Annotated in this window: 25 protein-coding genes; 17 read left to right on the top strand and 8 right to left on the bottom strand. The window is 61.6% G+C overall.

The window, feature by feature from the left end; all coding sequences use genetic code 11:
- The first annotated feature begins 49 nt into the window (after window positions 1–49).
- Together HS961_RS11310 and HS961_RS11315 are read left to right on the top strand one after the other, a co-directional pair.
- Window positions 50–748, top strand: a complete 699-nt coding sequence (locus tag HS961_RS11310; protein ID WP_182327964.1) for a response regulator transcription factor — start codon at window positions 50–52, stop codon at window positions 746–748.
- An 8-nt stretch (window positions 749–756) separates the two neighbouring features.
- Entirely contained in the window at window positions 757–1428 is a 672-nt protein-coding gene (locus HS961_RS11315; protein WP_182327966.1) for a sensor histidine kinase, read from the top strand.
- Window positions 1429–1432: 4 nt separating this feature from the next.
- On the opposite strand, the gene HS961_RS11320 is transcribed toward HS961_RS11315, so the two are convergent.
- The 3 genes from HS961_RS11320 to HS961_RS11330 form a co-directional block, all read right to left on the bottom strand.
- Window positions 1433–3106, bottom strand: coding sequence for a phosphoethanolamine transferase (locus HS961_RS11320; protein WP_182327968.1), 1674 nt, complete (start codon window positions 3104–3106; stop codon window positions 1433–1435).
- A 164-nt stretch (window positions 3107–3270) separates the two neighbouring features.
- Window positions 3271–4815 carry an MFS transporter gene (locus tag HS961_RS11325; protein WP_272956297.1) on the bottom strand — a complete coding sequence of 515 codons (1545 nt, stop codon included), beginning with the start codon at window positions 4813–4815 and terminating at the stop codon, window positions 3271–3273.
- Window positions 4816–4817: 2 nt separating this feature from the next.
- On the bottom strand, window positions 4818–5354 hold the full coding sequence (locus tag HS961_RS11330) for a GNAT family N-acetyltransferase (RefSeq protein ID WP_182327970.1): 537 nt from the start codon (window positions 5352–5354) through the stop codon (window positions 4818–4820).
- 82 nt (window positions 5355–5436) lie between these two features.
- Between HS961_RS11330 and HS961_RS11335 the strand changes: the two genes are divergently transcribed.
- The gene (locus HS961_RS11335; RefSeq protein WP_182327972.1) at window positions 5437–6309 is read left to right on the top strand and encodes a LysR family transcriptional regulator; all 873 of its coding nucleotides are present in this window, start codon (window positions 5437–5439) and stop codon (window positions 6307–6309) included.
- A gap of 146 nt (window positions 6310–6455) precedes the next feature.
- Here the strand turns inward: HS961_RS11335 and HS961_RS11340 are convergent, their stop codons facing one another.
- The 3 genes from HS961_RS11340 to HS961_RS11350 are packed head-to-tail and all read right to left on the bottom strand — an operon-like array spanning window position 6456 to window position 8237.
- Window positions 6456–7175 (bottom strand): dihydrofolate reductase family protein, encoded by a 720-nt coding sequence (locus HS961_RS11340; protein WP_182327973.1) that lies wholly within the window; start codon window positions 7173–7175, stop codon window positions 6456–6458.
- Between the two features lie 43 nt (window positions 7176–7218).
- On the bottom strand, window positions 7219–7701 hold the full coding sequence (locus HS961_RS11345; RefSeq protein ID WP_182327974.1) for a DUF6644 family protein: 483 nt from the start codon (window positions 7699–7701) through the stop codon (window positions 7219–7221).
- Window positions 7702–7706: 5 nt separating this feature from the next.
- Window positions 7707–8237 (bottom strand): hypothetical protein, encoded by a 531-nt coding sequence (locus HS961_RS11350; RefSeq protein WP_182327975.1) that lies wholly within the window; start codon window positions 8235–8237, stop codon window positions 7707–7709.
- A gap of 562 nt (window positions 8238–8799) precedes the next feature.
- Between HS961_RS11350 and HS961_RS11355 the strand changes: the two genes are divergently transcribed.
- The 6 genes from HS961_RS11355 (at window position 8800) to HS961_RS11380 (ending at window position 13786) form a co-directional block, all read left to right on the top strand.
- A complete protein-coding gene (locus tag HS961_RS11355; RefSeq protein ID WP_182327976.1) occupies window positions 8800–9267 on the top strand; it encodes a cupin domain-containing protein in 468 nt (155 codons plus the stop codon).
- A 31-nt stretch (window positions 9268–9298) separates the two neighbouring features.
- Window positions 9299–10093: a carboxymuconolactone decarboxylase family protein gene (locus HS961_RS11360; protein WP_182327977.1), complete on the top strand. Its 795-nt coding sequence runs from the start codon at window positions 9299–9301 to the stop codon at window positions 10091–10093.
- Complete coding sequence (locus HS961_RS11365) at window positions 10090–10719, top strand: cytochrome P460 family protein (protein WP_182327978.1); 630 nt, start codon at window positions 10090–10092, stop codon at window positions 10717–10719. The genes HS961_RS11360 and HS961_RS11365 overlap by 4 nt, the downstream gene beginning before the upstream one ends.
- Before the next feature lie 18 nt (window positions 10720–10737).
- Window positions 10738–11826 (top strand): alpha/beta hydrolase, encoded by a 1089-nt coding sequence (locus tag HS961_RS11370; RefSeq protein ID WP_182327979.1) that lies wholly within the window; start codon window positions 10738–10740, stop codon window positions 11824–11826.
- Between the two features lie 95 nt (window positions 11827–11921).
- Window positions 11922–12362 (top strand): cyclophilin-like fold protein, encoded by a 441-nt coding sequence (locus tag HS961_RS11375; RefSeq protein ID WP_202883152.1) that lies wholly within the window; start codon window positions 11922–11924, stop codon window positions 12360–12362.
- A gap of 230 nt (window positions 12363–12592) precedes the next feature.
- Window positions 12593–13786, top strand: a complete 1194-nt coding sequence (locus HS961_RS11380) for an arabinose transporter (RefSeq protein WP_182327981.1) — start codon at window positions 12593–12595, stop codon at window positions 13784–13786.
- Window positions 13787–13795: 9 nt separating this feature from the next.
- On the opposite strand, the gene HS961_RS11385 is transcribed toward HS961_RS11380, so the two are convergent.
- Window positions 13796–14692, bottom strand: a complete 897-nt coding sequence (locus HS961_RS11385) for a LysR family transcriptional regulator (RefSeq protein ID WP_182327983.1) — start codon at window positions 14690–14692, stop codon at window positions 13796–13798.
- A 162-nt stretch (window positions 14693–14854) separates the two neighbouring features.
- Window positions 14855–16279 carry a short-chain fatty acyl-CoA regulator family protein gene (locus HS961_RS11390; RefSeq protein ID WP_182327984.1) on the bottom strand — a complete coding sequence of 475 codons (1425 nt, stop codon included), beginning with the start codon at window positions 16277–16279 and terminating at the stop codon, window positions 14855–14857.
- Window positions 16280–16439: 160 nt separating this feature from the next.
- Between HS961_RS11390 and HS961_RS11395 the strand changes: the two genes are divergently transcribed.
- The 8 genes from HS961_RS11395 (at window position 16440) to HS961_RS11430 (ending at window position 25665) form a co-directional block, all read left to right on the top strand.
- Window positions 16440–16838 carry an acyl-CoA thioesterase gene (locus HS961_RS11395; RefSeq protein ID WP_182327985.1) on the top strand — a complete coding sequence of 133 codons (399 nt, stop codon included), beginning with the start codon at window positions 16440–16442 and terminating at the stop codon, window positions 16836–16838.
- On the top strand, window positions 16835–18010 hold the full coding sequence (prpC, locus tag HS961_RS11400) for a bifunctional 2-methylcitrate synthase/citrate synthase (protein ID WP_182327986.1): 1176 nt from the start codon (window positions 16835–16837) through the stop codon (window positions 18008–18010). Before HS961_RS11395 ends, prpC begins: the two co-directional genes overlap by 4 nt.
- 88 nt (window positions 18011–18098) lie before the next feature.
- The gene (gene acnD / locus HS961_RS11405) at window positions 18099–20738 is read left to right on the top strand and encodes a Fe/S-dependent 2-methylisocitrate dehydratase AcnD (protein WP_182327987.1); all 2640 of its coding nucleotides are present in this window, start codon (window positions 18099–18101) and stop codon (window positions 20736–20738) included.
- A gap of 26 nt (window positions 20739–20764) precedes the next feature.
- A complete protein-coding gene (gene prpF, locus HS961_RS11410) occupies window positions 20765–21961 on the top strand; it encodes a 2-methylaconitate cis-trans isomerase PrpF (protein ID WP_182327988.1) in 1197 nt (398 codons plus the stop codon).
- Window positions 21962–21976: 15 nt separating this feature from the next.
- Complete coding sequence (locus HS961_RS11415; protein WP_182327990.1) at window positions 21977–22837, top strand: isocitrate lyase/PEP mutase family protein; 861 nt, start codon at window positions 21977–21979, stop codon at window positions 22835–22837.
- Window positions 22838–22964: 127 nt separating this feature from the next.
- Window positions 22965–23654: a LuxR C-terminal-related transcriptional regulator gene (locus HS961_RS11420; protein ID WP_182327992.1), complete on the top strand. Its 690-nt coding sequence runs from the start codon at window positions 22965–22967 to the stop codon at window positions 23652–23654.
- A gap of 71 nt (window positions 23655–23725) precedes the next feature.
- Window positions 23726–24592 (top strand): hypothetical protein, encoded by an 867-nt coding sequence (locus HS961_RS11425; protein WP_182327994.1) that lies wholly within the window; start codon window positions 23726–23728, stop codon window positions 24590–24592.
- Between the two features lie 8 nt (window positions 24593–24600).
- The gene (locus HS961_RS11430) at window positions 24601–25665 is read left to right on the top strand and encodes a PAS domain-containing protein (protein WP_182327996.1); all 1065 of its coding nucleotides are present in this window, start codon (window positions 24601–24603) and stop codon (window positions 25663–25665) included.
- Window positions 25666–25780: the final 115 nt, after the last annotated feature.

Here is a 25780-nt window from a genome sequence, read left to right on the forward strand (position 1 = left end):
CAGCCTGGCGGCAGCAGACGATTCAGCCACTCAAAAATCCCTGTTGACGATGACGCGTTTGTTGATTGTGGAGGACAACCCCGAGTTGGTGGGCTGCCTGTATGCGTTTCTGGAGCCCCTGGGCTATGTGCTGGACGATGCGCGGGATGGGTTGACGGGGCTGCGAATGGCGACCGAAAACAGCTACGACGCCATCTTGCTGGATCTGCGCTTGCCACAACTCGATGGCATGGCAGTGTGCCGCAAGCTGCGCCAGGAGTTTCAAAACCCCGTTCCTGTGCTGATGCTCACGGCGCGCGCTGCCGTCGACGACCGGGTACGCGGCCTGGCGCAGGGTGCCGATGACTACCTGGTCAAACCTTTTTCCTTGCAGGAGCTGCACGCACGCATCCACGCCATGGTGCGCCGCGCCCAATGCCAGTTGGTGCAAGGCACCCTGGTCTGGGAGGATTTGACCGTTGACACCCGGTTGCCGCAAGCCTGGCGCCAGGGCCAGCGCATCAGCCTGACACCGACGACCCACAAAATGCTGCTGTGCCTGATGCGCACGGCCCCTGCGGTCGTCCGAAAGCAGGAGATGACCTACCTGCTCTGGGGCGACTCGCCGCCGCCCAGCGATGCCTTGCGCACCCATATCCATGACCTGCGCCAGCAGATCGACAAGAACTTCCGATCCAGGCTGATCAAGACCATGCACGGCATCGGTTGGAGCCTGGGCGATGGCCAGAAAGCGCGATCGTCTTCCTAGGGAATCGGATGTCCAAGCGATCCACCATTCCCCGCAGCGATCTGGCCGATGCCTTGCAGCGCGAGCAATGGTTTGTCGGCGATGCCTGCCATGAATTGCGCACCTCATTGGCCATCCTCGCCTGCACTGCAGAAACCATTTGCTACCAGCTGCCAGCCGACAGCAGGTTGTTAGCGAGCGCCGAGCGCATGCTGCGCAGCACGCAGGAGATGGAGCAGCAGCTGGCGAGCCTGCTGCTGCTGGCGCGGGAGCCGCACAAGCTGGCGCGCACTGCCGTGCCGCTTCGCCCCTTGGTGCAGGACTGTATGGACCGCTGCCAGCCCTGGTTGGCTGATAAACCGGTGGTGCTGGTGCTGGAGGTAGGTGCCGAGGTACAGGTTTGTGCCAATGCGGAGCTGCTGCGCAGCCTGGTCGGCAACCTGCTGCGCAACGCCTGCCAACACACCCGCGAGGGTGAGGTGCACATCACGCTGTCGGCGCGCAGCCTGGTCATTGCCGATACCGGGCCGGGTCTGCCTGCTGGTATCGACCCGTTGCATTTTGAGCGCTTTGTGCCCAGCGCCAGTTTCGGTGGGCAGGGCTTGGGCCTGTCGATTGTGCAGCGCATGGTGGCGCACCTGGGCTGGCGCATGGTGGTGGACAGCTCAGCCCAGGGCTGTCGCTTTGGCTTGCAGTGGTAGCAACTTAGCCATGGAGCGCTGCCGCATTGCCCCCCAGACGGCAGGGTGAAAACAGGTCCAGCTCGGCCGTATAGACGCTGGTCTCGACATTGAAAAGTCCGAGCATGGAGTGGTAGAAGTGGTCGTGGCTGTAGGCCTGGCTGTCCGCATGCTGGCGCAGGCAGCCAAGATCAAGACGGGCATTTTGGGCAAAGCCGGGCGAGAACCACATCAACATCGGCACCTGGATCTGCTCCTTGGGGGCGATCAGATAAGGCGTGCCATGCAGGTACAGCCCTTTCTCTCCGAGGGATTCGCCATGGTCGGAGACATAGACCATGGCCACATCGCGCTCTGCCGCATGGCGCTGGAGCAGGGCGATGGTCTTGCGCAGTTTGCGATCGGTGTAGACGAGGGTGTTGTCATAGGTGTTGGTCAGTGCCTCGTTGCTGCACTTCTGGATCTGGTTGCTGTCGCAAGTCGGGCCAAATACCGCATCTGCCGCCGGGTAGCGCTCAAAATACGTGGGTCCATGGCTGCCCAGCTGGTGCAGCACCACCAAGCCATCCCCCTGCATGGCCTGGATGCGAGCGTCTAGCGCGTGCAGCAGTACATCGTCATAGCAGGTGCCATCCTTGTTGACGCAGAGCTCGGCCACCTTGAGCTTTGGCATGTCATCGGTGGGCACGCGTGCACAGACGCCTTTGCAACCCCCGTTGTTATTGTTGCGCCACAGTACGTCGATCCCGGTGCGCTGCAGCACATCGAGCAGGTTCTCTTCGGTCGCTGCACGCACGTGGTCGAACTGCGGGCGAGTCATGCGCGAGAACATGCAAGGCAGGGACACGGCCGTGGACGTGCCGCAGGAGGACATGTTTTTGAAGCTGATGATGTCGTCCCTTTGTGAGAGCTCGGGGTTGGTCGCGCGGGGATAGCCATTGAGCTGAAAATTCTGCGCCCGGGCCGTCTCGCCGATGACGGCAATGACGAGCTTGGGCCGCTTGCTGCCGACATCCAACGTGCGCCTGGCGTCTTCAGCCACGGCCCGCAGGGGCTGCACGCGCGCTTGGTGCTTGCGTTTCAGGTAGCTCCGGGTGTTGTGCACAAAGTTGAAGAACAGCACCTGGTTTCTGATCTCCCGGTGGTTGCGCAGCAAGGAAGCGTAGTCCTTGTAGAACAGCATCGCCACGGCCGCCAGCACCAGTGATGTCACGGTGATATTGCAGAGCCACCAGGTGGCGGTGGTCCAAGGGCTGCGCAGCTTTTTGCTGGGCAGGAACACCATCAGCGCAGCGGGCAAGACCCCCAGCACCAGGATGGTCAGCAGCAGCGGAACCGAAAAATAAGAGCTGAACTCGGCCTGGTTGGTCTCGAAGAAATTCTGCACCATGTTCCGGTCGATCAGGACCTGGTAGTGGTGCATGAAGTAGCTGCAACTGGCGCTGATGATGACCAGCAAGGCCAGCACCGGCTTGCGCAGATACGGCAGGGCCAACAAGGGGCTGAGCAGCAGGTTGAAAAAGCAGAACAGAAAGACGGGCAGGCTGAGAAAGAACAGCAGGCTGTGCAGGCTGTTGACTTCGACCTCGGCCCGCAAGGTCTTCCACAGAACCAGGTTGCCAATAGTGGTAAAGAACAGCGCCACCACCCAGGTGAGCTGTACGGGGTTCAGTCGCAGGGATGTCAGAAGTCTCAGCACGCGCTAGTTCCGTCGAAACAAAGGTGCGTGCAGTGTCAAAAAACAGGCGTCAGGAATTCGTTAACTACAAGGTTACAAGGTCGGTCTTGCCTGAGGGGCTTGGCGCGGCAGAAGCGCGCGCAGCGGCGCCCCTGGGCAAGCAGGCAAGGGCGAATGGCTGTTAATCAATGCCCGTTGCTGGCCACCGCGCCGCTGCTATGTTCCTCTGCCGGTCTGTGTTGGCTCCTGCTGCGCAGCAGCACCACCGCCAGCGCGGAGGCCAGCACCAGCCCCACGGCGGTGGCCATCACCGCCATAAAGCCTTGGTCAAAGGCCGCATGGGCCAGGCCCAGCAGCTGGCTGGCAGCCTCGGGCGGCAGCTTTTCTGCGGCCAGCAATGCGGCATCGATGCCATCGCTGGCGCCGGTGGCCTGCAGGTTGGCCGGCAGCACCAGGCTGCTGGTATAGCGCCAAGACAGAACGCTGCCCAGGAGCGCGACGCCCAGCACGCCGCCAAACTCGTAGGACACCTCTTCGACCGAGGCGGCCATGCCGGCATGCTCAGGTGGCGCACTGTTCATCACCGCATTGGATGCGGCGGTGATGGTGGCACCCACACCCAGGCCCAGGACGGCCAGCACGGCGATTTTTTGCAGGCTGTGGGCGCCTGTGTTGAGGCTCATCGTCAAGGCACAGAGCGCCACTGCGCTGACCACCAGGCCCGCCAGAATCAGCCGCTGCGTGCCAAAGCGCGACAGCGCCCAGCCGGCAATGGGGCCGGCCACAAAGGCCGCCACCGGGATCGGCAAGATCGCCAGCCCCGCTTGCAGCGGGCTCAGCCCCAGCACCAGTTGCAGGCGCTGGCTGAACACCAGCTCCACACCCACCAAGGCGACGGCGGCCACCACGGCGGCAATCACACCGCCCGAGAACGTAGGAATGCGGAACAGACGCAGCTCGATCAGCGGTTGGGGCCGGCTGAGCTGGCGGCGGATAAAGACCGCCAGCACCACGGCGCTGAGGATGCCCATCAGCGCGGCAAAGCCCAGTGACGGCGCAGGCTTGGCCAGCTCCTTGATGCTCAGCACCAGGCTGACCATGGCCACCATGGCCTGCAGTGAGCTGGTGTAGTCCCAGCCAGCGAGGCTGGCCTGGTGTTTGAGGCGGTCTGCGGGAATCAGCCACACGGTCAGCACCAGGGCCAGCGCCACGATGGGCACATTGACCAGGAACACCGAGCCCCACCAGAAGTACTCCAGCAGCACGCCGCCGACGACAGGGCCCAGCGCCGCGCCGCCCGAAGCGACCGAGGCCCAGATGCCGATGGCCACCGAGCGCTCGCGCTGGTCGGGAAAGCTCATGCGGATGATGGCCAGGGTGGCGGGCATCATGATGGCCGCGCCCACGCCCAGCAGCGCGCGGGCGGCGATCAACATGCCTGCGTTGGGCGAATAGGCGGCCGCCAGCGAGGCGATGCCAAAGATCACCAGGCCGAGCATGAACATGCGCCGGTAGCCCAGGCGGTCGCCCAAAGCGCCGGTGCTCAGCAACAGGCCGGCCACCACCAGCGCATAGGCGTTGACGATCCACAGCTTCATGGAGGTGGAGGCGGCCAGGTCATGGGTGAGTGTGGGCAGGGCGGTGTAGAGCACCGTCATGTCGACGACGATCAGCAGCAGGGCCATGGATACGATGGCCAGCACCAGCCATCTTCTGGAATGCAGTTCCATGATCAGACCCCCAGTTCTTTCATCATCGTGACGGACAGGGGCTGGCAGCCCAGGCGCTCGAACAGCCGGTGCGCGCCATGGTTGCCGATGCCGCTTTCCAGAAACAGGCGTTGCACCCCTTCGGCCTGCAGCTGCGTGCAGACCCAGGCAAACAGCGCCTGGCCCAGGCCCTGGCCGCGTGCGGCGGGGCTGACGACCAGGTCATCCAAGGTGGCAAACGGGGTGGGCGCGCGCTGCTCCTCGTCGAGGGAGATAAAGGCGATGCCGACCAGCGCATCGCCCTGGTGGGCGGTGGCGATGCGCTGCATTGCGTTGGCTTCGGGCGCGGCCAGGGTGGCCTCAATCTGCCGTGCCATGTGGTCGGCCAGGTCGGGGCTCCATTGCCCCGGTGCGATGGCGCGTGGCGATTGCAGCTCGCCGTGGGAGATGTAGTGGGCGCTGAGCTGGCCCATGAACAGCGCCAGGATCGCTGGCGACTGCGCGGGGTCATGGCACCAGGCCATCGTTGGGGCTGGTGTTTGTTGGTTGATCGATTGCATGGTCCGATATTGCGCCATAAAAATAGATTGATAAAGTTGGAATCCATCAATAAAGCAGATGGATGCGTTACAGTGCCAGGCTATGGAATGGACCGTTGAACAATTGCGGCAGTTTGTGGCCACGGCCGACAGTGGCTCTTTCTCTGCCGCTGCACGCAGCTTGGGCAAGGCGCAGTCCGCTGTCAGCACTGCCGTGGGCATGCTGGAGGTGGACCTGGGTGTCGTGCTGTTTGACCGCTCGCACCGCAATGCCCAGCTCACCGATGCGGGACGGGTGCTGCTGCTGGAGGCACGCGAGCTGCTGCGCCAGGCCGAGCAGCTGGACCAGCGCGCGCAAGCGCTCAGCGGCGGGGCGGATGCCGAGCTGTCGATGGCGATTGACGAGGCGCTGCCGTATACGGCGGTGGCCAGCTTGTTGCGGGAGATTGCGCAACGCTACCCAGCCCTGGAGTTGCTGCTGCTGAACGGCACCGCCACTGAGGTGGCCGACTATGTGGCGCAGGGCCGGGCAGGGATGGCCTTGCAGATCGACCGGGGCCCCGTGCAGCAGCATTTTGAGCAGCGCCATGTAGGAACTGTGCCCCAGGGCGTGTTTGTGGCGGTGGACCACCCCCTGGCCGATGGCCAGGCCGTGAGCCTGCAGGCGCTGGCCCAGCACCGCCAGTTGCTTATGCACACCGAGGACGTGCATGAGCGCGCCTACAGCCCGCGCGTCTGGCGCTCGGACAGCTTCTACAACATTGCAGACATGGTGGCTGACAAGCTGGGCTGGGCGGTGCTGCCCGTCAATATTGCCCACTACGAAGGCAACCGCCAGGCGCTGCGCGAAGTGCCTTGCCCGGCACTGGCACTGCCCCGGCTGTCGGTGCGCATGCTCTGGCGCCAGGGCGCGCAGCGCAGCCAGACGGCGCAGTATGTGGAGACGCGCTTTGGCCAGCTGTTGGCGGCTATTTGATATTCCGCCGCTGTATCTGTGGTCTGGCCTGGTATTAATAAATGGATTGCTGACTTTTACGCCAATTTCAGGATGCGGCGTTTTTAGGGTCGACTAAAACCTCACTGTCATGATGTTAAGCAAGTGAATAGATATCACTTGGGTTATCACTGCTGTCTTTCAACGCGATAACGCATCCAAACCACTTCTGCTTCCAGCGTTTCGACTGACATGAGTCGCAGTCTTCGTCCGGAAGCGGGCCGCTCGTTGGCATCTTGGCCTTGGTAATCAAATATGCTGGGGATGCCCGCCAAGCCATCTATGCCTGGATAAACCAATAGGCTGATTTCATCAATGAGGTCCGCTTTGAGAAATGCACCATTGATGGTTCCTCCGCCCTCCAAAAGCAAGCATTCGGTTTGAAAATCAGCACCGATGCAGTCCATGGCGGTGGCAAGGTCATGGCCATCATCTCCGGCAAATAGATAAGAAACCCCGTCGGCACGTAGCTCAGCGAGATAGTCCTCCGAGACTCGGCTGCCCAGTACAGTGACGAGGTGCTCTTTGCCGATATGGTCCACGCCATAGTGGAGCTTTCCCGAAGGATCAATCGTAATGGCCAAATTGCGCTGTTGGCGATTACCCATGTGGCTGGTTCTTGCAGTCGCTTGGGATGAGGTTTTGGCAGCATGTTCTGCGCCCCGCACCATATCGGCCATGGTTTTTCGCCCCACGATCCAGCCCTGTGCCCCCAACTTTGCTGCAGATTCTTCGTATATCTCCAAGACCTTGTTTTTACCCGCACTGTCGGGTAATGGCGTCCAGCGGTTGGAAATAAGACGGCCGTCGATCGAGCCTATCATGTGGCAGATTATTTTGGGTCGCATATTTATATTTTCTGAAATGGTGGGGTAAATGAATGGGTATATATCAGTAAGCCAGGAAGCGTCCTGCAAAAACAGTACCCGTCCAACACAGCATTGAAATCAAGGCTGCGATTTTTGCCGATGTTGGTGGAGTCTGCTCTTCGTCCCAGGTCATGACGGTTTTATATATTCCCTGGTGAAAGATGAGAATATTAAAGCCCGCAATAACGATCAGGCCAAACTTCCAAACGGCAGCAGGACTTTCGCCCACCGCCAGCGCAATGGCGCTGAACATGGGCAGTCCGGTGCACAGGACGATGCCAAATCCCAGATGCGACAACGGCAGCAGATGGCGCATGGTGACGGTGACGGGAACTTGTCTACGCGCCATTCCGAGCAACCGCAGGTCAACGATGAACGCCGGCCCGATCAGCAGTGCAATGCCCAATACATGCAGGCTCATCAGCACAGGGTAGAGGAAGGGGGTAGTGCGTACGACTTCTCCAGCCCCTGAGCGTTCAATAGCTCCCAAGATGTCCCAGAACATTCGTTTTATTTCGACGGTGCGGCGGGCGCTGATTCTGGCTGTTGTGGCAGTGAGGTCAGTTGCTGCCATACGCCCTGACCGTTTGCTAGCCAGAACATCATCGGACGCAATTCACGGTCCTGGCTGGCACTGAGAAATCCAACCACTTCCATTTTCTCGCCTACTTTCAACGCGCGGTCCAGGCCCCAGCGTTCCATCCACTCGGGGCCTGCAAGCACCAGGCGCAGTTCCTTTTGTTCGCCACCGTAGGGCCGGGCTGAATTCATGGTCGCGAGTGCGCTGGCTGGGTCTGCGCCGGGAGGGGCGGCACGGCTTTTCCAATTGGCCGGCAGCTTCGTGGTCTCCACTTTGAGGCGCACTTCGCTGTGCGGATTTCCCCAGCGTACATAGGTCACTGTGCCTGCGGCGAAATAAGCATGGCGGGTGTTGAAGGAACTCCAACCGTGGTGTGCGGACGCGTATGGCATCCATGCATATCCGAGAGCGACTGCGAAAAGCAGCTTGAGAAATGCGTTGGTGACGCTGGAAATCTTCATCTGATGTCCTGAGTGATGGGGCAATGAAAGCCAGGCGGACGAGCGACCGCCCAAGAGGTGTGCCCACTCTAGGTGCAAAAGCCGCAGGCCGGTACCTGCGGCAATCGATGGCACTTATGTAGGAATTTCATGAGTCCACCTTCTGCACAAGATGCATGCGGCCTTGCGATGGAGTTGCGGTCCCTAAAAAGGCGTATCCAGCTTGGTGACGACGACGTGCCAAACGAGGCGGTGGCTGCAAGGGCGCTGTCTGCCCCTTGGATCGCAGCTCGTCATCACCCATGTCGACGCGTCTTTTTAATGAAAATTTCTCATATTTGCAATCGAATTCCGGTTCTTAACAAAAGGAATTGTGGTGGTCAGAATCACTACTTCATTGCCCCGATGCCTTCTTTGTTCAGCCTTCGTTGAACTGGATTTCATCTGCTCGTCAGAGGCAGAGCCAGCCACTTGAGTCCGGATGAAGTGAGGCGATCGAGGGTGTTTCGGAACCTCAGCGTCAACAGAATTTTCATAACGCAAGCGCTGCTGATGTCATGACCCTGTCCATAAAGGAATTGAGATGAAGAAAATTTTGGCTACCGCCGGCGTACTGGCTTCTGTCGCTGCTAGCACCGTGTATGCCCAAGGCATTGAGATCACGCACGGTGGGCAACATCCCACTCGCCCCGGTGACCCGTCGCAGTTTTCTGGGAACGTCTCGATCGATGCCTTGACGACCAAGGGCAGCGCGGCATTCGCCGGCTCCGGCTTGGTGGCCTTTGCACCCGGGGCTCGCACCGCGTGGCATTCACATCCCGCAGGCCAGTGGCTGTATGTGACGGTGGGGAATGGCTGGGTTCAGCAAGAAGGACAGGCTGTGCAAGCCCTGAAAGCCGGGGATGCTGTCTGGATTCCGGCAGGTGTCAAACATTGGCATGGGGCTACCGAAAAAAACGCGATGAGCCATGTGGCAGTCACTCCCCATCTGGACGGCAAGAACGTTGCCTGGATGGAGCAAGTCAGTGATGCGGATTACGGCAAGCGTTGAGCGCGTGTGGGCACTCTTTAGAAAGAACGATATGAAAACACACCTCTTGCTTGTCGCATCGGCAGCGTTCCTGCTCACGGCCTGTGCCAGCAAACAGCCAGCCCCAGCCGGCAAGCCAGCATCCCGAAGCACAGGCCCGTCGGCAGAGCAGATTGCAGCCGTTTCACCAGGTCTGGCCCGATTCACGGCGCAAACGATTGACGCTGGCCTCTGGAATCGCCCAGGCCTGTCTCGCCGCGATCGCAGCCTCATCACCCTGTCCGCGCAAATCGCGCGAAACCAATCGACTGAGCTTGGCAACCAGATCGCGTTTGCCCTGGACAACGGCGTGACGCCCGCTGAGGTGTCCGAGCTCATTACGCATCTGGCTTTCTATGCAAGCATTGGCAATGCCATGAGTGCTGTGACAGCTGCCCGGTCGGTGTTTGTGAACCGCAACATTGGCATAGAGGCACTGCCTGCGGCGCAGGGCGGGCTGCTTGCACTGGATGAGAAGTCAGAGGCAAGCCGTGCTGAACGCGTAGAAGCAAACTTCGGCGCAGTGGCGCCGGGCGTAGTTCAAGCCACTACGGATGTGCTGTTTCGCGATCTTTGGTTGCGGCCGGGTCTGAGCCCCCGAGATCGAAGCTTGGTGACCGTCAGCGCATTGATTGCCGTTGGTCAGGTGGCTCAGGTTCCGGTTCATCTGAATAAAGCCATGGACAACGGATTGACCGAGGGCGAGGTGTCTGAAGCGCTGACCCAGGTGGCGTATTACGCCGGATGGCCCAACGTCTTTTCAGCAATGCCTGTGGTCAAGGATGTCTTTTCCAAGCGACCCGCATGATGAAGCCCACGAACAGACGACCTGGCCTTCAGGCCAGCCTCGTGTCTTTGACCCTGCTCATGGCTTTAACAGCAGTGGCCAATGATGCCTGGTCACAAGGCAACACGCGGGTGGCGTTTCCAGAGGGCTACCAGCGCGGCGTTCACTACGCCACGGTGGAGCGCGGAAACATCCGAGAAGAGATTTTTACCAGCCGCGAAGCCATTGACGCTGCCAAGAAGAACCAAGCGCTCCCCAGCGGCACCGTTATCACGATGGAGGACTACCGCGATGGCCGCCTTTTCCGCTACGTGGTGATGGAGAAACGCCAAGACTGGGGAGAAAGGCATGACCCGCAAGTGCGCAACGGCGACTGGGAGTTCCAGTCCTTCGCACCGGATCGATCTGTCAATCGCTCTGAGAACGTAGCACGCTGCATGGGCTGCCACCAACCACAGGGGAAGAACGATTTTGTCTTCACATTCGACCGAATGCGGAATGCAAACGTCAGCGGATTGGAGAGGACTTTGCACCTGGTATCTGCGGCACCTGATGGCGTCAAACCGCCCCTGAATACCCATGCACTTGCCATCCTTCAGCAAGACCCTGGACGGATGCCGACTCCTCTTGCATCCAACCACCAATAACGACCTAAGGAACAACCTATGTCCCATACACACCATTCCCAGTTGAAGACTGATCCCATCTCTACCGAGCGCCGAAAAATTCTGGCGGGGGGCGCTGTGCTCACCGCAGCGGCCTTTGCCAGCGGCACCAGTTTTGCGAATGCGCCAGGTCCTGATATGTCGCGAGGGGCGGACAACTTCTACGTCAGCAAGGACGTCAACAGCCAGGAAGTACGTTTTAAAAATGCTCTGGGCATGGAGGTCGTCGGCACCTTGTTTACACCCAGGGCGTTGGAGCCCAACAAGAAAGCACCGGCATTGGTGGTCGGTCATCCCTACGGTGCTGTGCGCCAACAGGCCGCCAACCTGTATGCCACCAAGATGGCAGAGCAGGGCTATGTCACGCTCACTTTCGACCAGTCATTTTGGGGTCAAAGTGCAGGAGAGCCCCGGGGCGCCGTGCTGCCCGACATCTATGTGGAGAACTTCAGCGCTGCGGTTGACTTTCTGGGGACGCGAGACTTTGTGGCGCGTGAGCAAATCGGTGTCATCGGCGTCTGTGCCAGCGGTGGGTTCTCCCTTGCAGCAGCAAAGATAGATCCACGCATCAAGGCGGTTGCGACCGTCAGCATGTATGACATGGGCGAGTACTACCGCACTGGAATCAAAGCTGAACGCACGGTTGCGACGCGCAGTAAGGATCTGCAGATTGCCTCTGCGAATCGCTGGAAGGAGTTCGAGACGGGCCAGCCCATCCACGGCCCAGGCCAGAACGACCCGGTGTTCCTGGAAGCCGCAGAGTCTCGTGATTTTTACGAAACCGTGCGTGGCAAGGTCGCATCCAACAATCGCAGAACGACGCCGGCTACTTACGCCAAGTTCATGAACTACTACCCGTTCAACGGTATCGAGGCCATCTCGCCGCGTCCTATTCTCTTCGTGGTGGGCGCCATCGCTCCATCGCGTGGTTACACGGAAACGGCTTTCAAATTGGCGGCTGAGCCTAAGGAGCTGGTGGTCATCGATGGCGCTAACCGCATTGATCTTTACGACCGCACCGAGATCATCCCTTGGGCCAAGCTGACTTCATTCTTTCACCAACATCTGCGCAACGCCGCTTCTTCCTAAGAAAGCTGGCCCTGCAAGCATCGGAGGGGCGCGGCAAGTGTGCTGTGCTCTGAGGAAGCTGACTTCCGCTCAGACGCATACCCAGGAGCATTGACATGCCGACAACAAAGATATGGACCATGGCATTGGCCGCCATCCTGCCCATGACGGTGATGGCCGCCGATGCCAAGGCCAGCAGTGGCATCAAAGTCAAAATCACCGCCGGTGGCAAGGTGCTCACCGCGACCTTTCAGGACAATGCAACCAGCAGAGCGCTGACTGCGTTGTTCCCTCTGACTGTGCCAATGATGGATTTGTACTCCCGTGAGCTCGTCTACCGTTTTACGCAGCCGCTACCGGCTGAGCAAAAGACGACGAGTGGCTACGACATCGGCGACATCGTTTATTGGGCGCCCCGCCACAGCTTTGTGATCATGTATGCGCAGAACGGTGAGCGCATCAGTGATCTGCAGAAGGTGGGCCGCATTGACTCCGGCGTGGAGAAGTTAGCGAATGTGGGCAACATCCCCGTGCTGTTTGAACTGATGCCCCCATAACGGTGGCGCATCTACAAAAGTGCAACGACATGCTTGCGGCTTGACCAGCTTGCTGCAGCGGGTCAATTTTTTCTCCTCGACATTCTTTCCCTTCGCACAAGTGTGTGCCGCACAGGTGGCGTGCCAATTAGGTGGGCTTTGCGCGTGTTCCCATTTTTATCGGGAGATTCTTCAGTGCCGGCCGCAAAGTAACGCGGGGGCGCCGCGCGAATGGGTCACAGGGCTTTCTCATGAACAACAACACAACCAATGCCTCCACCCGTTCTAGCCTGGTGGTTCTCCTGCCCATCATGGCTGCAGTGCTTGCAGGGTTTCTGATCATCGGATTGGCTCTCCCTGTTCTTCCCCTTCATGTCAGAAGTGATCTGGGCTATGGCACCTTCGTTGTCGGGCTGGTCGCAGGCGCGCAGTTCGCCGCTTCATTGGTGTCACGGGTCTGGGCCGGATCGTTTTCTGACAAATACGGCCCCAAGCGAGGGGTGGTGGTAGGTCTCATTGCTGCCGCCGTATCCGGCCTGCTTTATCTGCTGTCTTTGGTCTTTGTCAGCCAACCCATGCTGTCCGTCTCGATTCTTCTGCTGGGCCGAGCATTGCTCGGTGGTGCAGAAAGTTTCATCATCACAGGCGGCGTCAGCTGGGGACTGGGTCTGGTTGACAAATCACAGGCGGGCAAGGTCATCGCGTGGGTGGGCACTGCGATGTTTGCTGCGATGGCACTCGGCGGACCTGTGGGCACGCAAATCTTCTCGGCCTATGGTTTTATCGCGATCGCCTTGGTGACGACACTGTTGCCGCTTCTGGTGCTTGTGGCCTTGTGGCGCCTGCCAGCTTTGCCGCCGCATCCGCCCAAAGCGCAATCTGCGCTGAGATCGGTGCTTCGGTCGGTCTGGTTGCCCGGACTGGGCGCAGCGACGGCCAGCATCGGCTACTGCGCGATTCTGGCGTTCAGCTCCTTGTTCTACGCTGAGCAGCAATGGCAGCCCATCTGGCTGGCCTTCAGCGCATTCGGTGCGGCACTTATTTTTGCGCGCATCGTCGCGGGGCATCTACCCGACAGAATAGGTGGCGCAAAGGTTGCGCTGGTCTTCGTGCTGGTGCAGGCGGGTGGTTTGCTGCTCATGTGGCTGGCGCGCAGTCCTGTCGCCGCATCCGCAGGCGCGGCCATTGCGGGATTTGGCTATTCGCTGGTTTATCCGGGTCTTGGGGTTGAGGCTGTGCGCGGAACTTCGCCGGAGAACCGGGGGCTGGCCATGGGCATCTACACGGCATTCCTGGATGTGGCCATGGCCATTGGCAGTCCCGCACTGGGCTGGGTAGCGGGTCAAGCTGGGCTTGCTGCGGTTTACCTTGCCAGCGCGCTGGTGGTGCTGGTCACGGCTGCTATCGCCGCTCGGCTGTGGCGGCGGACTGTGCTTGCTACCTAAATTCTGCCGCTATGGCTGGTACCTCAACTCATCGATCAGCAGTTTCATGGCCTGGGAGGGTTGTCTTCTGCTGGGATAGTACAAATGGTAGCCAGACCACAGCGGGCACCAGTCCTCCAGAATGCGGATCAGCCGTCCCTTGGCCAGATAGGACTCGACCATGGGTTCAGGCACATAGGCGAGTCCGAACCCGGCCAACGCGCCTTCCAGCACCTCGTAGATACTGCTGACGATCAGTTGCCCATCAACGCGCACGCTGAACTCTCGGCCTTCCGGGTTCTTGAACTCCCAGGCATACAGGCCTCCATGTGTAGGCAGGCGCAAATTCACGCATTGGTGCTGCACCAGGTCGTGGGGGGTGCTGGGCGCTGGTTTTTTGCTGAAATAGGCCTTGGTCGCTACCAGCGCAAAGCGCATGTCTGGGCCAATCCGCACAGCGATCATGTCTTGCGCCAGGGACTCTCCAAAACGAACACCGGCGTCGTAGCGGTCGGCGGCGATATCACTCATGGCGTAGTCGCTCACCAGCTCAATCTTGATATCCGGGTACTGGAGCAGAAACTGGCCTAGCTTGGGCCAGAGGATGGAGCGGATGGCGTAATCCGTGGCCGTTATGCGAATGGTGCCGCTGGGCTTGTCCCTGAAGTCACTCAAGGCCTGTACCTGCGTATCGATTTCCGCCAACTGCGGTGAGATGTTCAGGTACAGCCTCTCGCCAGCCTCTGTGGGAGACACATTGCGGGTGGTCCGTGTCAGCAGGCGAATGCCAAGATTGGTTTCCAGTGTCCGGATGCTGTGACTCAGCGCGGATTGGGATACGCCCAAGCGGGCTGCAGCGCGGGTGAAATTGCCTTCACGTACGACAGCGACAAAGGCAAGCAATCCGCTGTAATGGTCACGGGCCATTCATGCATTTCCTTCATGAAAATATATAAAGCTCAGCGATTGTTGCATAAATCAGCTGTGAATAGAGAGGCAATCCCCAGACTCATTCCTCAAGGGGATGACTGCAGCGGATCTCTTGGGCATGCGGCCTTTGGCCAGGCGTTTACAAGCGGATCTATAGTGTCAAAGTGCTGAGCCATACGGCGTTGAGCGGCTCGTGTTTTCATCGACCGCCAGCTTGGTGCCCACATACGGAAAAGCCCGCTGCGGGCATTGCGTGCGCTCGCAGACCTTGCAGCCCATGCCGATGGGGGTGGCTAGCGCTGGGTCCTGCAGATCGATGCCCTTGGCGTAGACCAGCCGGTCGGCATGGCGCAAGTCGCAGCCCAGGCCAATGGAGAAGGTTTTGCGGGGGGCGCCATAGCCGCGCTGGCCGCCGCTGACCGAGCGTGCAATCCACAGATAGCGGCGGCCATCGGGCATGCTGGCCACCTGGGCGAGTACCTGGCCCGGTTGGCCAAACGCTTCGTAGACATTCCACAGCGGGCAGGTGCCGCCGGTGCGGCTGAAATGGAAATGCGTGGCCGATTGGCGCTTGGAGATATTGCCGGCCCGGTCCACGCGCACAAAGAAAAAGGGCACGCCCGGGTTGCCGGGCCGCTGCAAGGTGCTGAGCCGGTGGCAGACGGTTTCAAAACCGACGGCGAAGCGCTGGCTGAGCAGGTCGATGTCGTAGCGCAGCGCCTCGGCTGCCTGCAAAAACGTTCCGTAGGGCAGCAGCAAGGCGCCGGCAAAGTAGTTGGCCAGGCCCAGGCGGGCGAGGCCTTGGGCGGCAGGGTCGCGGGCCAGGCTGGGGTCTTGGCTGAGGCGCTCCAGCAGGTGGGCGATCTCCAGCAGCCCCAGCTGGGTGCCAAGCTGGAAGGCTTGCTGAGCCGGATCCAGCGCGGATGACAGCTGCAGCAGCCGCGTGGCGGGATCGAACTGGCGCTTGCTGGCCCCTGCATCTGCCAGCCATTGCACGCGCACCTGGTGTACATGCGCCAGGCGCTGCAGCAGCCAATCGGCCAGCTGGCCGCCGTGCTGCTGCCGATGCGCCTGAGCTTCGGTGGCCAGGTCTTCGGCAGCGCGGTCCACCGCGTCAAAGTAGTTCTGGTGCGCGAAGAAGAAATCGCGCACCACCTCAAACGGCATGGCTGCTGGCTGGCTGCTGCCGGCGCGGTCGTCACCCAGCTGCAGCGACAGCGCTTCGAGCCGCTCCATCGTGTCCAGATGGCGGCGGTACAGCGCCACCACCGCCGCGCCCAGCGCCGGCATTTGCGCGGCCACCTCTTGCAGCTCGGGCAGGGCGATGGCTTCGGGGGCGTCGGCCAGGGCTTCGCGCAGGCCGGCCACCAGGCGTGCCTCCTCGTCTTCGGAAAACTGCTGGATGTCCACCCCCAGGCTGCGGTGCAGCTTGAGCAGCACCGACACCGTCAAGGGCCGCTGGTTTTGCTCCAACTGGTTCAGGTAGCTGGGCGACAGGCCCAGCGTATGGGCCAGCGCAATTTGGGACAGGTTGCGTTCGGCACGCAGCTTGCGCAGCTTGACGCCCATAAAGGTTTTTTTCATAGCCAGGTCTCTTGTTTTAGCGGGGGCTTTTGCATCCCAGATGCATGAGTTTTTCTGGATTCTACATATTCGCAAAATTTGCAAAATACGAATTTTCCTTCGCAGAAATTCGCCATTTCAGTGCTATTCACGCCATCGTATTTTGCGTAAATTGCGAAGCATGACAACACCTACCGGATTCATCGAGTCGCAAGAGCTGGTGCTGCCGGCACTGGCCAACCACCACGGCACGCTGTTTGCGGGCCAGGGTTTGCAGCTGATGGCCAAGGCCGCCTTCTTGGCGGCCCGCAGCTTGGCGCAACGCGAGGTGGTGATGGCCGCAGTCAGCCGTGTGGACTTTGTTGCACCGGCACCGGTAGGCCATGGGCTGACCCTGCGTGCCTGGGTCAGCCGCGTAGGGCGCAGCTCGATGACCGTCTGCGTCACCGGCTTGGCCGATCTGCCCGGTACGCCGCCCGAAGAGGTGCTTAAAGGTCTATTTGAAATGGTCGCCGTCGATGCCAAAGGCCGGCCAGTCTCCCTTGATTGCGCATATTTGAACCAGGAAACCCCGCTATGACCACGACCACCCTGACTGCTGAGGCGGCAGTGCCTCCCACCTTCAAGCCCAAGAAATCGGTAGCGCTCTCGGGCGTGACGGCGGGCAACACCGCCTTGTGCACGGTGGGCCGCAGCGGCAACGACCTGCACTACCGGGGCTATGACATTCTGGACATGGCCCAGGTCTGTGAGTTTGAGGAAATTGCCCACCTGCTGGTACATGGCAAGCTGCCCAACCGGGCAGAACTGCGCGCCTATAAGGACAAGCTCAAGGCGCTGCGCGGTCTGCCCGCCAGCGTCAAGCAGGCGCTGGAGCAACTGCCTGCGGCCAGCCACCCGATGGATGTGATGCGCACGGGGGTGTCGGTGCTGGGCTGCACCTTGCCGGAGAAGGACGACCACAACCTGCCCGGCGCCCGCGATATTGCCGACCGGCTGATGGCATCGCTGGGCTCGATGCTGCTGTACTGGTACCACTTCAGCACCTCGGGCAAATGCATCGATGTGGAGACCGATGACGACTCCATCGGTGCGCATTTTCTGCACCTGCTGCATGGCAAAAAGCCCAGCGCGCTGTGGGAGCGGGCCATGCACACCTCGCTCAACCTGTATGCCGAGCATGAGTTCAATGCCTCGACCTTCACCGCCCGGGTGGTGGCCGGTACCGGCAGCGATATGTATTCGGCCATCACCGGCGCGATTGGCGCGCTGCGTGGCCCCAAGCATGGGGGGGCCAACGAGGTGGCCTTTGAGATCCAGAAGCGCTACGACAGCGCCGATGCCGCCGAGGCCGATATCCGCCGCCGGGTGGAGAACAAGGAGGTGGTGATTGGCTTTGGCCACCCGGTCTATACCGTCAGCGACCCGCGCAATGTGGTCATCAAGGGAGTTGCCAAGGCGCTGTCGTTGGAGGCTGGTTCCACGAAGATGTACGACATTGCCGAGCGGCTGGAGTCGGTGATGTGGGAGGTCAAGAAGATGTTCCCCAACCTCGACTGGTTCAGTGCTGTGAGCTACCACATGGTGGGCGTGCCCACTGCCATGTTCACGCCGCTGTTTGTGATGGCGCGCACCAGCGGCTGGGCTGCGCATGTGATCGAGCAGCGGGTGGACAACAAGATCATCCGACCCAGCGCGCACTACACGGGGCCGGAAGACCAGGTGTTCCAGCCCATCGACCAGCGCAGCTGAGCGGCTGCCTGCCGACCCGACCTTCTACCGATCCAAACAGAAATAGCGACACCGTGCGGGTGGCCTGCCCGCCGGTTTGCACTGCCCCATGAACACCGATTACAGACAAGCACTGGCCGGCACCGGCCTGGATTATTTTGATGCGCAGGCGGCGGTCGATGCGCTGGCGCCCGGCGCCTGGGCCCGGCTGCCATATACGGCGCGGGTGCATGCCGAAAACCTTGTGCGCCGCGCCGACCCGGCCCAGTTGCCAGACTACCTGCGCCAGCTGATCGAGCGCAGGCGCGATATCGACTTTCCCTGGTTTCCCGTGCGCGTGGTCTGCCATGACATCCTGGGCCAGACGGCGTTGGTGGACCTGGCGGGCCTGCGCGATGCCATTGCCCAGGCAGGGGGAGACCCGGCCGCTGTCAACCCTGTTGTGCCGGTGCAGCTGATCGTGGACCATTCGCTGGCCGTGGAATGCGGCGGGTTTGACCCCCAGGCCTTTGAGAAGAACCGCGCCATTGAGGACCGCCGCAACGAGGACCGCTTCCATTTCATCGAATGGAGCAAGAAGGCCTTTGCGAATGTGGACGTGATCCCAGCGGGCAACGGCATCATGCACCAGATCAATCTGGAGAAGATGTCGCCCGTCGTCTATGTGCAAGACGGTGTCGCCTTTCCGGATACCTGTGTGGGCACGGACAGCCATACCCCGCATGTGGATGCGCTGGGCGTGATTGCAGTGGGCGTGGGCGGCCTGGAGGCAGAGAACGTGATGCTGGGCCGGGCCTCGTGGATGCGGCTGCCTGACATTGTCGGCGTGGCCTTGAGCGGCCGGCCCCAGGCTGGCATTACTGCTACCGACATCGTCCTGGCGCTGACGGAGTTTTTGCGCCAGCAAAAAGTTGTCGGTGCCTATTTGGAGTTCTATGGCGAGGGCGCTGCCAGCCTGTCGATTGGCGACCGCGCCACCATTGCCAATATGTGCCCGGAGTACGGCGCCACTGCGGCGCTGTTTGCGATCGATGCGCAGACACTGGCCTACCTGCGGCTGACCGGGCGTGATGAAAAGCAGGTGCAGCTGGTAGAGACCTATGCCAGGACCGCCGGCTTCTGGGCCGACAGCCTGGCCCAAGTGAGCTATGAGCGGGTGCTGCAGTTTGACCTGTCGACCGTGGTGCGCAATATGGCCGGCCCCTCCAACCCGCACCGCCGCCTGCCGACCTCGCAGCTGGCCGAGCGCGGCATTGCCGGTGCCGAGCCTTTGGCGCTGGCGCGCGCACAGGAGGCGCGAGGCCTGCTGCCCGATGGCGCCGTCATCATCGCCGCCATCACCAGTTGCACCAACACCAGCAATCCGCGCAATGTGATGGCCGCGGCGCTGCTGGCGCGCAATGCCCGGCGCCTGGGCCTCGTGCGCAAGCCCTGGGTCAAGACCTCGCTCGCGCCTGGCTCCAAGGCGGTGGAGCTGTATCTGCAAGAGGCTGGGCTGCTGGAGGATCTGGAGGCGCTGGGTTTTGGCATCGTCGCCTTTGCCTGCACCACCTGCAATGGCATGAGCGGCGCGCTCGATCCCCGCATCCAGCAGGAGATCATTGACCGGGACCTGTACACCACCGCCGTGCTGTCAGGCAACCGCAATTTTGACGGCCGCATCCACCCCTATGCCAAGCAGGCGTTTCTGGCGTCGCCTCCGCTGGTAGTCGCCTATGCGATGGCGGGCACGATGCGTTTTGATATCGAGAAGGATGTGCTGGGCATCGTTGATGGACGCGAAATCCGGCTGCAAGACCTCTGGCCCAGCGATGCTGAGATCGATGCTGTTGTGGCCCAGGCTGTGAAGCCAGCGCACTACCGCGCGGTCTACGAGCCCATGTTTGCGCTGCGCGTGGACGATGGCGAGCAGGCCGAGGCGCAGTATGCCTGGCGCCCCGAGTCCACCTATATCCGCCGGCCGCCGTATTGGGACACCGAAGGTGTGGGCGCGCTGGCCGCACACCCGCGTAGCCTGCAGGGCATGCGGCCGCTGGCGCTGCTGCCGGACAACATCACCACCGACCACCTGTCGCCCTCCAACGCCATTCTGGCCAGCTCGGCCGCCGGGGAGTACCTGGCCAAGATGGGCCTGCCCGAGGAGGACTTCAACTCCTACGCCACCCACCGGGGCGACCACCTGACGGCGATGCGCGCCACCTTTGCCAACCCCCAGCTCGTCAACGAGATGGCCGTGGTCGATGGCCAGGTGCAAAAGGGCTCGCTGGCCCGCATGGAGCCTGAGGGCCGGGTGGTGCGCATGTGGGAGGCGATGGAGACCTATCTGGCGCGCCGCCAGCCGCTGATCATCATTGCCGGCGCCGACTACGGCCAGGGCTCCAGCCGCGACTGGGCCGCCAAGGGCGTGCGGCTGGCTGGGGTAGAGACGGTGGTGGCCGAAGGCTTTGAACGCATCCACCGCAGCAATCTGATCGGCATGGGTGTGCTGCCTTTGGAGTTCAAGCCCGGCACCACGCGCAAGACGCTGCAACTGGACGGCACGGAGACCTATGATATCGAAGGTGAACGCGCTCCGCTGGCTGAACTCAGCCTGGTGGTCCGGCGCCGCAATGGCCAGATCGACTGCGTGCCGGTGACCTGCCGCCTGGATACCGGCGAGGAGCTGTCGGTCTATGAAGCCGGTGGTGTGCTGCAGCGCTTTGCGCAGGATTTTTTGGCAACCCGCTCTGCGCAGCCTGCCACCGCCTGATGGATCCGCCTTTTTATGAACCCGCTATGACGACCCAGAACCATCCCCCCCAGATCAAGATTCGCGCCATCTATATGCGCGGCGGCACCAGCAAGGGCGTGTTCTTCCATGTGCCGGATATGCCGCTGCCCGCGCAGCAGCCCGGCGCCGCGCGCGATGCCATCTTGCTGCGCACCCTGGGCAGCCCCGACCCCTATGGCAAGCAGATCGATGGCATGGGCAATGCGTCGTCCAGCACCAGCAAGGCGGTGCTGCTGGCCAGAAGCACGCAGCCCGACCATGATGTGGACTACCTCTTTGGCCAGGTCGCTATCGACAGGCCCTTTGTGGACTGGACTGGCAACTGCGGCAACCTGTCGGCAGCGGTGGGCCCTTGCGCGATCGCGATGGGCCTGATCGACCCGGCCCGCATCCCGCAGGACGGCCTGTGCACCGTGCGCATCTGGCAGGCCAATATCGGCAAGACCATCATTGCCCAGGTACCTATCAGTAACGGACAGGTGCAGGAAACTGGCGATTTTGAGCTGGACGGCGTGAGCTTTCCTGCCGCCGAGGTGCAGCTGGCCTTTATGGACCCTGCCGACGAGGGCGAGGATGGCGGCGCGATGTTCCCCACCGGCCAAGTGGTGGACCAGCTCGATGTGCCAGGGGTTGGCAGCTTTGCCGCAACCTTGATCAATGCGGGCATCCCGACGATCTTTCTGAACGCGCAAGACCTGGGCTACAGCGGCCGCGAACTGCAGGGCGACATCAATGGCGATGCCCAGGCCTTGGCGCGGCTGGAGACCATTCGTGCCCATGGCGCGCTGAAGATGGGCCTGATCCAGGACCTGAGAGAGGCCGCCAGCCGCCAGCACACCCCCAAGCTTGCCTTTGTGGCGCCTTCCGCCAGCTACACCGCATCCAGCGGCAAGGCGGTGGAGGCGCAGGATGTGGACTTGCTGGTGCGGGCGCTGTCGATGGGCCAGCTGCACCACGCGATGATGGGCACGGCAGCGGTGGCGATTGGCACGGCTGCAGCAGTGCCCGGCACCCTGGTCAACCTGGCCGCCGGCGGGGGCGAGCGCAGCGCCGTGCGTTTTGGCCACCCCTCGGGCACCTTAAGGGTGGGGGCCGAGGCACGTTTGCAAGATGGCCGGTGGGTAGTGGCCAAGGCGCTGATGAGCCGCAGCGCACGCATTCTGATGGAAGGCACTGTGCGGGTGCCGGGCGATTGTTTTTGAACAGGGGACTGTGGAATGGATACCAAGAAACTGCTGAAGGACATGGTGGCGGCGCGCCGGGGCGTGCTGGTGCCGGGGGCCTTCAATGCGCTGTCGGCCAAGGTGATCGAGGACCTGGGCTTTGAGGCCATCTATGTGACGGGGGCGGGCGTGACCAATATGTGGTTTGGCATGCCAGACCAGGGCTTTATGGGGCTGGCCGAGATTGCCGACCACACGGCGCGCATCCGCGACACGGTCAGCGTGCCCCTGCTGGTGGATGCCGATACCGGTTTTGGCAATGCGCTCAATGTCTACCACACGGTGCGCACCTTGGAGCGCGCAGGCGCTGACTGCATTCAGCTGGAGGACCAGGTCGCCCCCAAGCGCTGCGGGCATTTCAGCGGCAAGGAGGTGATCTCTACCGAAGAGGCGGTGAGCAAGATCAAGGCCGCCGTCGATGCGCGGCGTGACCCGAACCTGCTGATCATGGCGCGCACCGATGCGGCGGCGACCCATGGCTTTGAAGCGGCGGTGGAACGCGCGCAGCGCTTTGCCGAGGCGGGTGCAGACATTCTGTTTGTCGAGGCTGTCACCAGCGCTGAAGAAATCCGCGCGCTGCCCACCCGCTTGGCCACCCCGCAGCTGATGAACATGGTGATTGGCGGCAAGACCCCCATTTTTGATGCCGAGCAGCTGGGCGCGCTGGGCTACGGCATCGTGCTGTATGCCAATGCGGCGCTGCAGGGGGCGGTGGCCGGCATGCAGAAAACCTTGACGGTGCTGCGTGACGAGAAGGCGGTGCAGGAGGCCAGCGGTTTGGTGGCGACCTTTGCCGAGCGCCAGCGGCTGGTGGGCAAGCCCGGCTGGGATGCGCTGGAGAAGCGCTTTAGCTGATTGCCCCCTGGCCGCGACGATGCGGTGGTCATCCAACTGTCATCGCGCTGAAATTCACCAGTTTCAGTGAGGGGCAAGGGCCTGGGCTTGCGGAATAATCGTGGAACTTGGAACAGAACAGGATCCCATGCCCACTCACATGCTCACCGCAGACCTTGCACTGCCCGCACCGGTACTGGTGGTGGAGGACAACCCATTGGTACGCAACCGCCTGCAGGGCTTACTGCTGCAACTGGGCTACAGCAATGATGCGCTGGTGATGACCGGCTCGCTCGCCGAGGCGCGGGCCTACCTGGCGAACGAGGACCATATGGTGTCGCTGGCGCTGGTGGACCTGGGCTTGCCCGATGGCAGCGGTATTGAACTGATTGCCGAGTTGCACGCCCGTCTGCCCAGCTTGCCGATCATGGTGGTGTCGGCCTGGAGCACGCAGGAGATGATCTGGGCGTCCTTGCGGGCCGGCGCGGTGGGCTATGTGCTCAAGGAGCGCGACGACCTGGAGATGGCCATGGCCCTGCGCAGCGTGCTGCGTGGCGGTGCGCCTATCGATCCCTTTATTGCACGGCGCATCATTGAGGAGCTGCCGCTGCAAGCGCCACCTGCCGCCCAGGTCGTGGATGACCCGGGCCTCAGTGCGCGCGAGAACACCATCCTGCACCTGGTCGTTGATGGCCTGAGCAACCGGGAGATTGCCGAGCGGCTGTTTCTGTCACGCTATACGGTCGAGTCGCATATCAAGAATGTGTACCGCAAGCTGTCGGTGTCCTCGCGCACGCAGGCAGCGCAGGAAGCCCGCCTGCGCCGGCTGGTGGACTGAGCCGCGCAGCGCTGATCCTTTCTTTCTCGTCCCCCGTAATCGCTTACCCATCCGATCTGGAGTGATTGACCGTGTCCCACACTTTTTTTGACCCGCCTTTGCTGATTCGGGATGGCATCGGCACATGGGTCGATACGCAGACAAAGCCTTATGTCTGCAATATCGATGGCATGCCCCAATTTAAGGAGCAGCTTCCCGCTGGGGTGAAAGAGCTGCAGCCGGTGGCCGGCACTCCGGTGGCCGGCACTCCGGTGGCCGGCAGCCCGGTGGCCGGCAGACCGGCGGCCTGCACTCTGGAGCCTTCTTGGGGCCGTGGCTACCAGGTCAAAGGGACGCATACGCTGCCGCCAACCCCTTATGGCGAAGAGACACAGATGGTGTTTGACGCCAGCGAGGTGGTCTATGAGCCGCTGTGGGCCACGCGCGAGGCGGCTGCCGCATTTGGCATCACCTTGATCGAGCCCGGCCAGGGACTGCGCATGCAAAGCCCGATCCGCCATCTGGAGAACACGCCGTTCGAGTACGGCATGTTTGCCGGCCAGCAGTGCCCCTATCTGGACGATGCGCAGCGCAACCAGCTGCAGCCCACGGTCTGCACCGACCTGGAGCACCATGATTTTCCGCATGTGTTCTCCTCGGTAGATCCCCAGCTTCCACTGGTGATTTCGGTGGCACGTTATTGGCCGCAGCGGGCTAAAATCTTTCTCGCCGATCTTTGGGTGCCCCGGGGCATGGCTTTGTACATGCCGCCCAGGCCCAAAATCCCCGATGCGGCCTATATGGATCTGCACGGCAATCGCAATTCAGCCCTGGCCTGCTGGCGGGGTGGCACGCAAAGAAGCGTGCATACCCTGACCTTGCTGCCCAAAGACAGCGGGTATTTTTTCTGGTTCTGGAACGCACTGCCGACGGTTCACCCTTTGTTGACGCAACCCTGACACCTTCTATGCTCGATACCCAGCCTCGTTTACGCACTCTGGAGCCAGACACCGACAACGGTCTCTACCAGACGCTGCTGGAATCCACCTTGGCGATTCCGTTTCGTATCGACTGGGCGAGCAAGAAATACACCTATGTGGGGCCACAGATCGAGGCGCTGCTGGGCTGGAGCCAGGACAGCTGGGAGACGGTGAATGACTGGGCCGAGCGTATCCATCCGGATGAGCGGGATACGACGGTCAACCGCTGCGTGGGGCTGTGCCTGGCCGGCGTGGACCACGAAGCCGAATACCGCGCACTGACCAGCGACGGCAGCTTTGTCTGGGTGCGCGAGGTGGTGCATGTGCTTTGCGACGCGCAGGGCGAGACCACGGGGCTGATTGGCTTTACCTTTGACATCACTGAGCAGAAGAAGGCCGATCAGCTGCGTGCTGAGCTGGATGCGCAGAAGGTGTCGTACGCGCGCCTGCAAGAGCGCCTGAACCTGACCCATGACCTGCATGACGGGCTGGGTGGTTCGCTGGTGCACATGATTGCCGCCGTGGAGCAGGGCGGCGATGGCGGGCTGACCCGCCCGCAGGTGCTGTCCATGCTCAAGCTCATCCGGGATGACCTGCGCCAGACGATTGACAGTAACTCCTCCGCCCAGGTGCGCGTGCCTGCATCCCCGCAGGAATGGCTGGCCCCCTTGCGCCACCGCTTTACCAATTTGCTCGATGCCCTCGACATCCGCTGCGACTGGCAGTTTGCGCCTGCTTGGCGCACGCCGCCCGATGCGCTGCAGTACCTGGCGATGACGCGCCTGGTCGAAGAGGCCCTCACCAATGTGATCAAGCACAGCCAGGCGCGCCATGTACGGCTGTCCTTTGTGCAGCCCGAGGCCGATGACCTGGTGCTGGAGATCGAGGATGATGGCGTCGGCTTTGATGTGGCTGCTGTGGATGCCTCAGGCCTGGGCATTGGCATGCGCTCGATGGCCGTGCGCATTGGCCGTGTGGGCGGTGTGCTGGAGATCGACTCCGAGCCGGGGCGCACCCTGCTGACCGCGCGGCTGGCCTTGCGGCAGTCCTAAGAACCTGTTCAAAGCACCACAACCCAAGGGCCGTACACCACGGCCCTTTTTCTTTTCTAACCACGTTACTTCTAATAACTAGGGTCAACCCGAATTCGTCTATATTGTTCAGCCG

The organism is Comamonas piscis, from assembly GCF_014109725.1.
Classification (GTDB): domain Bacteria; phylum Pseudomonadota; class Gammaproteobacteria; order Burkholderiales; family Burkholderiaceae_C; genus Comamonas; species Comamonas piscis.

Bases quoted from the DNA above. Each gene is read 5' to 3' on its own strand.
- HS961_RS11350 (WP_182327975.1), bottom strand. From the start codon at position 8,237: ATGAAGATTTCCAGCGTCACCAACGCATTTCTCAAGCTGCTTTTCGCA.
- HS961_RS11340 (WP_182327973.1), bottom strand. From the start codon at position 7,175: ATGCGACCCAAAATAATCTGCCACATGATAGGCTCGATCGACGGCCGT.
- HS961_RS11345 (WP_182327974.1), bottom strand. From the start codon at position 7,701: ATGTTCTGGGACATCTTGGGAGCTATTGAACGCTCAGGGGCTGGAGAA.
- HS961_RS11430 (WP_182327996.1), top strand. From the start codon at position 24,601: ATGCTCGATACCCAGCCTCGTTTACGCACTCTGGAGCCAGACACCGAC.
- HS961_RS11355 (WP_182327976.1), top strand. From the start codon at position 8,800: ATGAAGAAAATTTTGGCTACCGCCGGCGTACTGGCTTCTGTCGCTGCT.
- HS961_RS11375 (WP_202883152.1), top strand. From the start codon at position 11,922: ATGCCGACAACAAAGATATGGACCATGGCATTGGCCGCCATCCTGCCC.
- HS961_RS11380 (WP_182327981.1), top strand. From the start codon at position 12,593: ATGAACAACAACACAACCAATGCCTCCACCCGTTCTAGCCTGGTGGTT.
- HS961_RS11365 (WP_182327978.1), top strand. From the start codon at position 10,090: ATGATGAAGCCCACGAACAGACGACCTGGCCTTCAGGCCAGCCTCGTG.
- acnD (WP_182327987.1), top strand. From the start codon at position 18,099: ATGAACACCGATTACAGACAAGCACTGGCCGGCACCGGCCTGGATTAT.
- HS961_RS11385 (WP_182327983.1), bottom strand. From the start codon at position 14,692: ATGGCCCGTGACCATTACAGCGGATTGCTTGCCTTTGTCGCTGTCGTA.
- HS961_RS11360 (WP_182327977.1), top strand. From the start codon at position 9,299: ATGAAAACACACCTCTTGCTTGTCGCATCGGCAGCGTTCCTGCTCACG.
- HS961_RS11310 (WP_182327964.1), top strand. From the start codon at position 50: ATGACGCGTTTGTTGATTGTGGAGGACAACCCCGAGTTGGTGGGCTGC.
- HS961_RS11420 (WP_182327992.1), top strand. From the start codon at position 22,965: ATGCCCACTCACATGCTCACCGCAGACCTTGCACTGCCCGCACCGGTA.
- prpF (WP_182327988.1), top strand. From the start codon at position 20,765: ATGACGACCCAGAACCATCCCCCCCAGATCAAGATTCGCGCCATCTAT.
- prpC (WP_182327986.1), top strand. From the start codon at position 16,835: ATGACCACGACCACCCTGACTGCTGAGGCGGCAGTGCCTCCCACCTTC.
- HS961_RS11370 (WP_182327979.1), top strand. From the start codon at position 10,738: ATGTCCCATACACACCATTCCCAGTTGAAGACTGATCCCATCTCTACC.
- HS961_RS11390 (WP_182327984.1), bottom strand. From the start codon at position 16,279: ATGAAAAAAACCTTTATGGGCGTCAAGCTGCGCAAGCTGCGTGCCGAA.
- HS961_RS11315 (WP_182327966.1), top strand. From the start codon at position 757: ATGTCCAAGCGATCCACCATTCCCCGCAGCGATCTGGCCGATGCCTTG.
- HS961_RS11325 (WP_272956297.1), bottom strand. From the start codon at position 4,815: ATGGAACTGCATTCCAGAAGATGGCTGGTGCTGGCCATCGTATCCATG.
- HS961_RS11415 (WP_182327990.1), top strand. From the start codon at position 21,977: ATGGATACCAAGAAACTGCTGAAGGACATGGTGGCGGCGCGCCGGGGC.
- HS961_RS11335 (WP_182327972.1), top strand. From the start codon at position 5,437: ATGGAATGGACCGTTGAACAATTGCGGCAGTTTGTGGCCACGGCCGAC.
- HS961_RS11330 (WP_182327970.1), bottom strand. From the start codon at position 5,354: ATGCAATCGATCAACCAACAAACACCAGCCCCAACGATGGCCTGGTGC.
- HS961_RS11395 (WP_182327985.1), top strand. From the start codon at position 16,440: ATGACAACACCTACCGGATTCATCGAGTCGCAAGAGCTGGTGCTGCCG.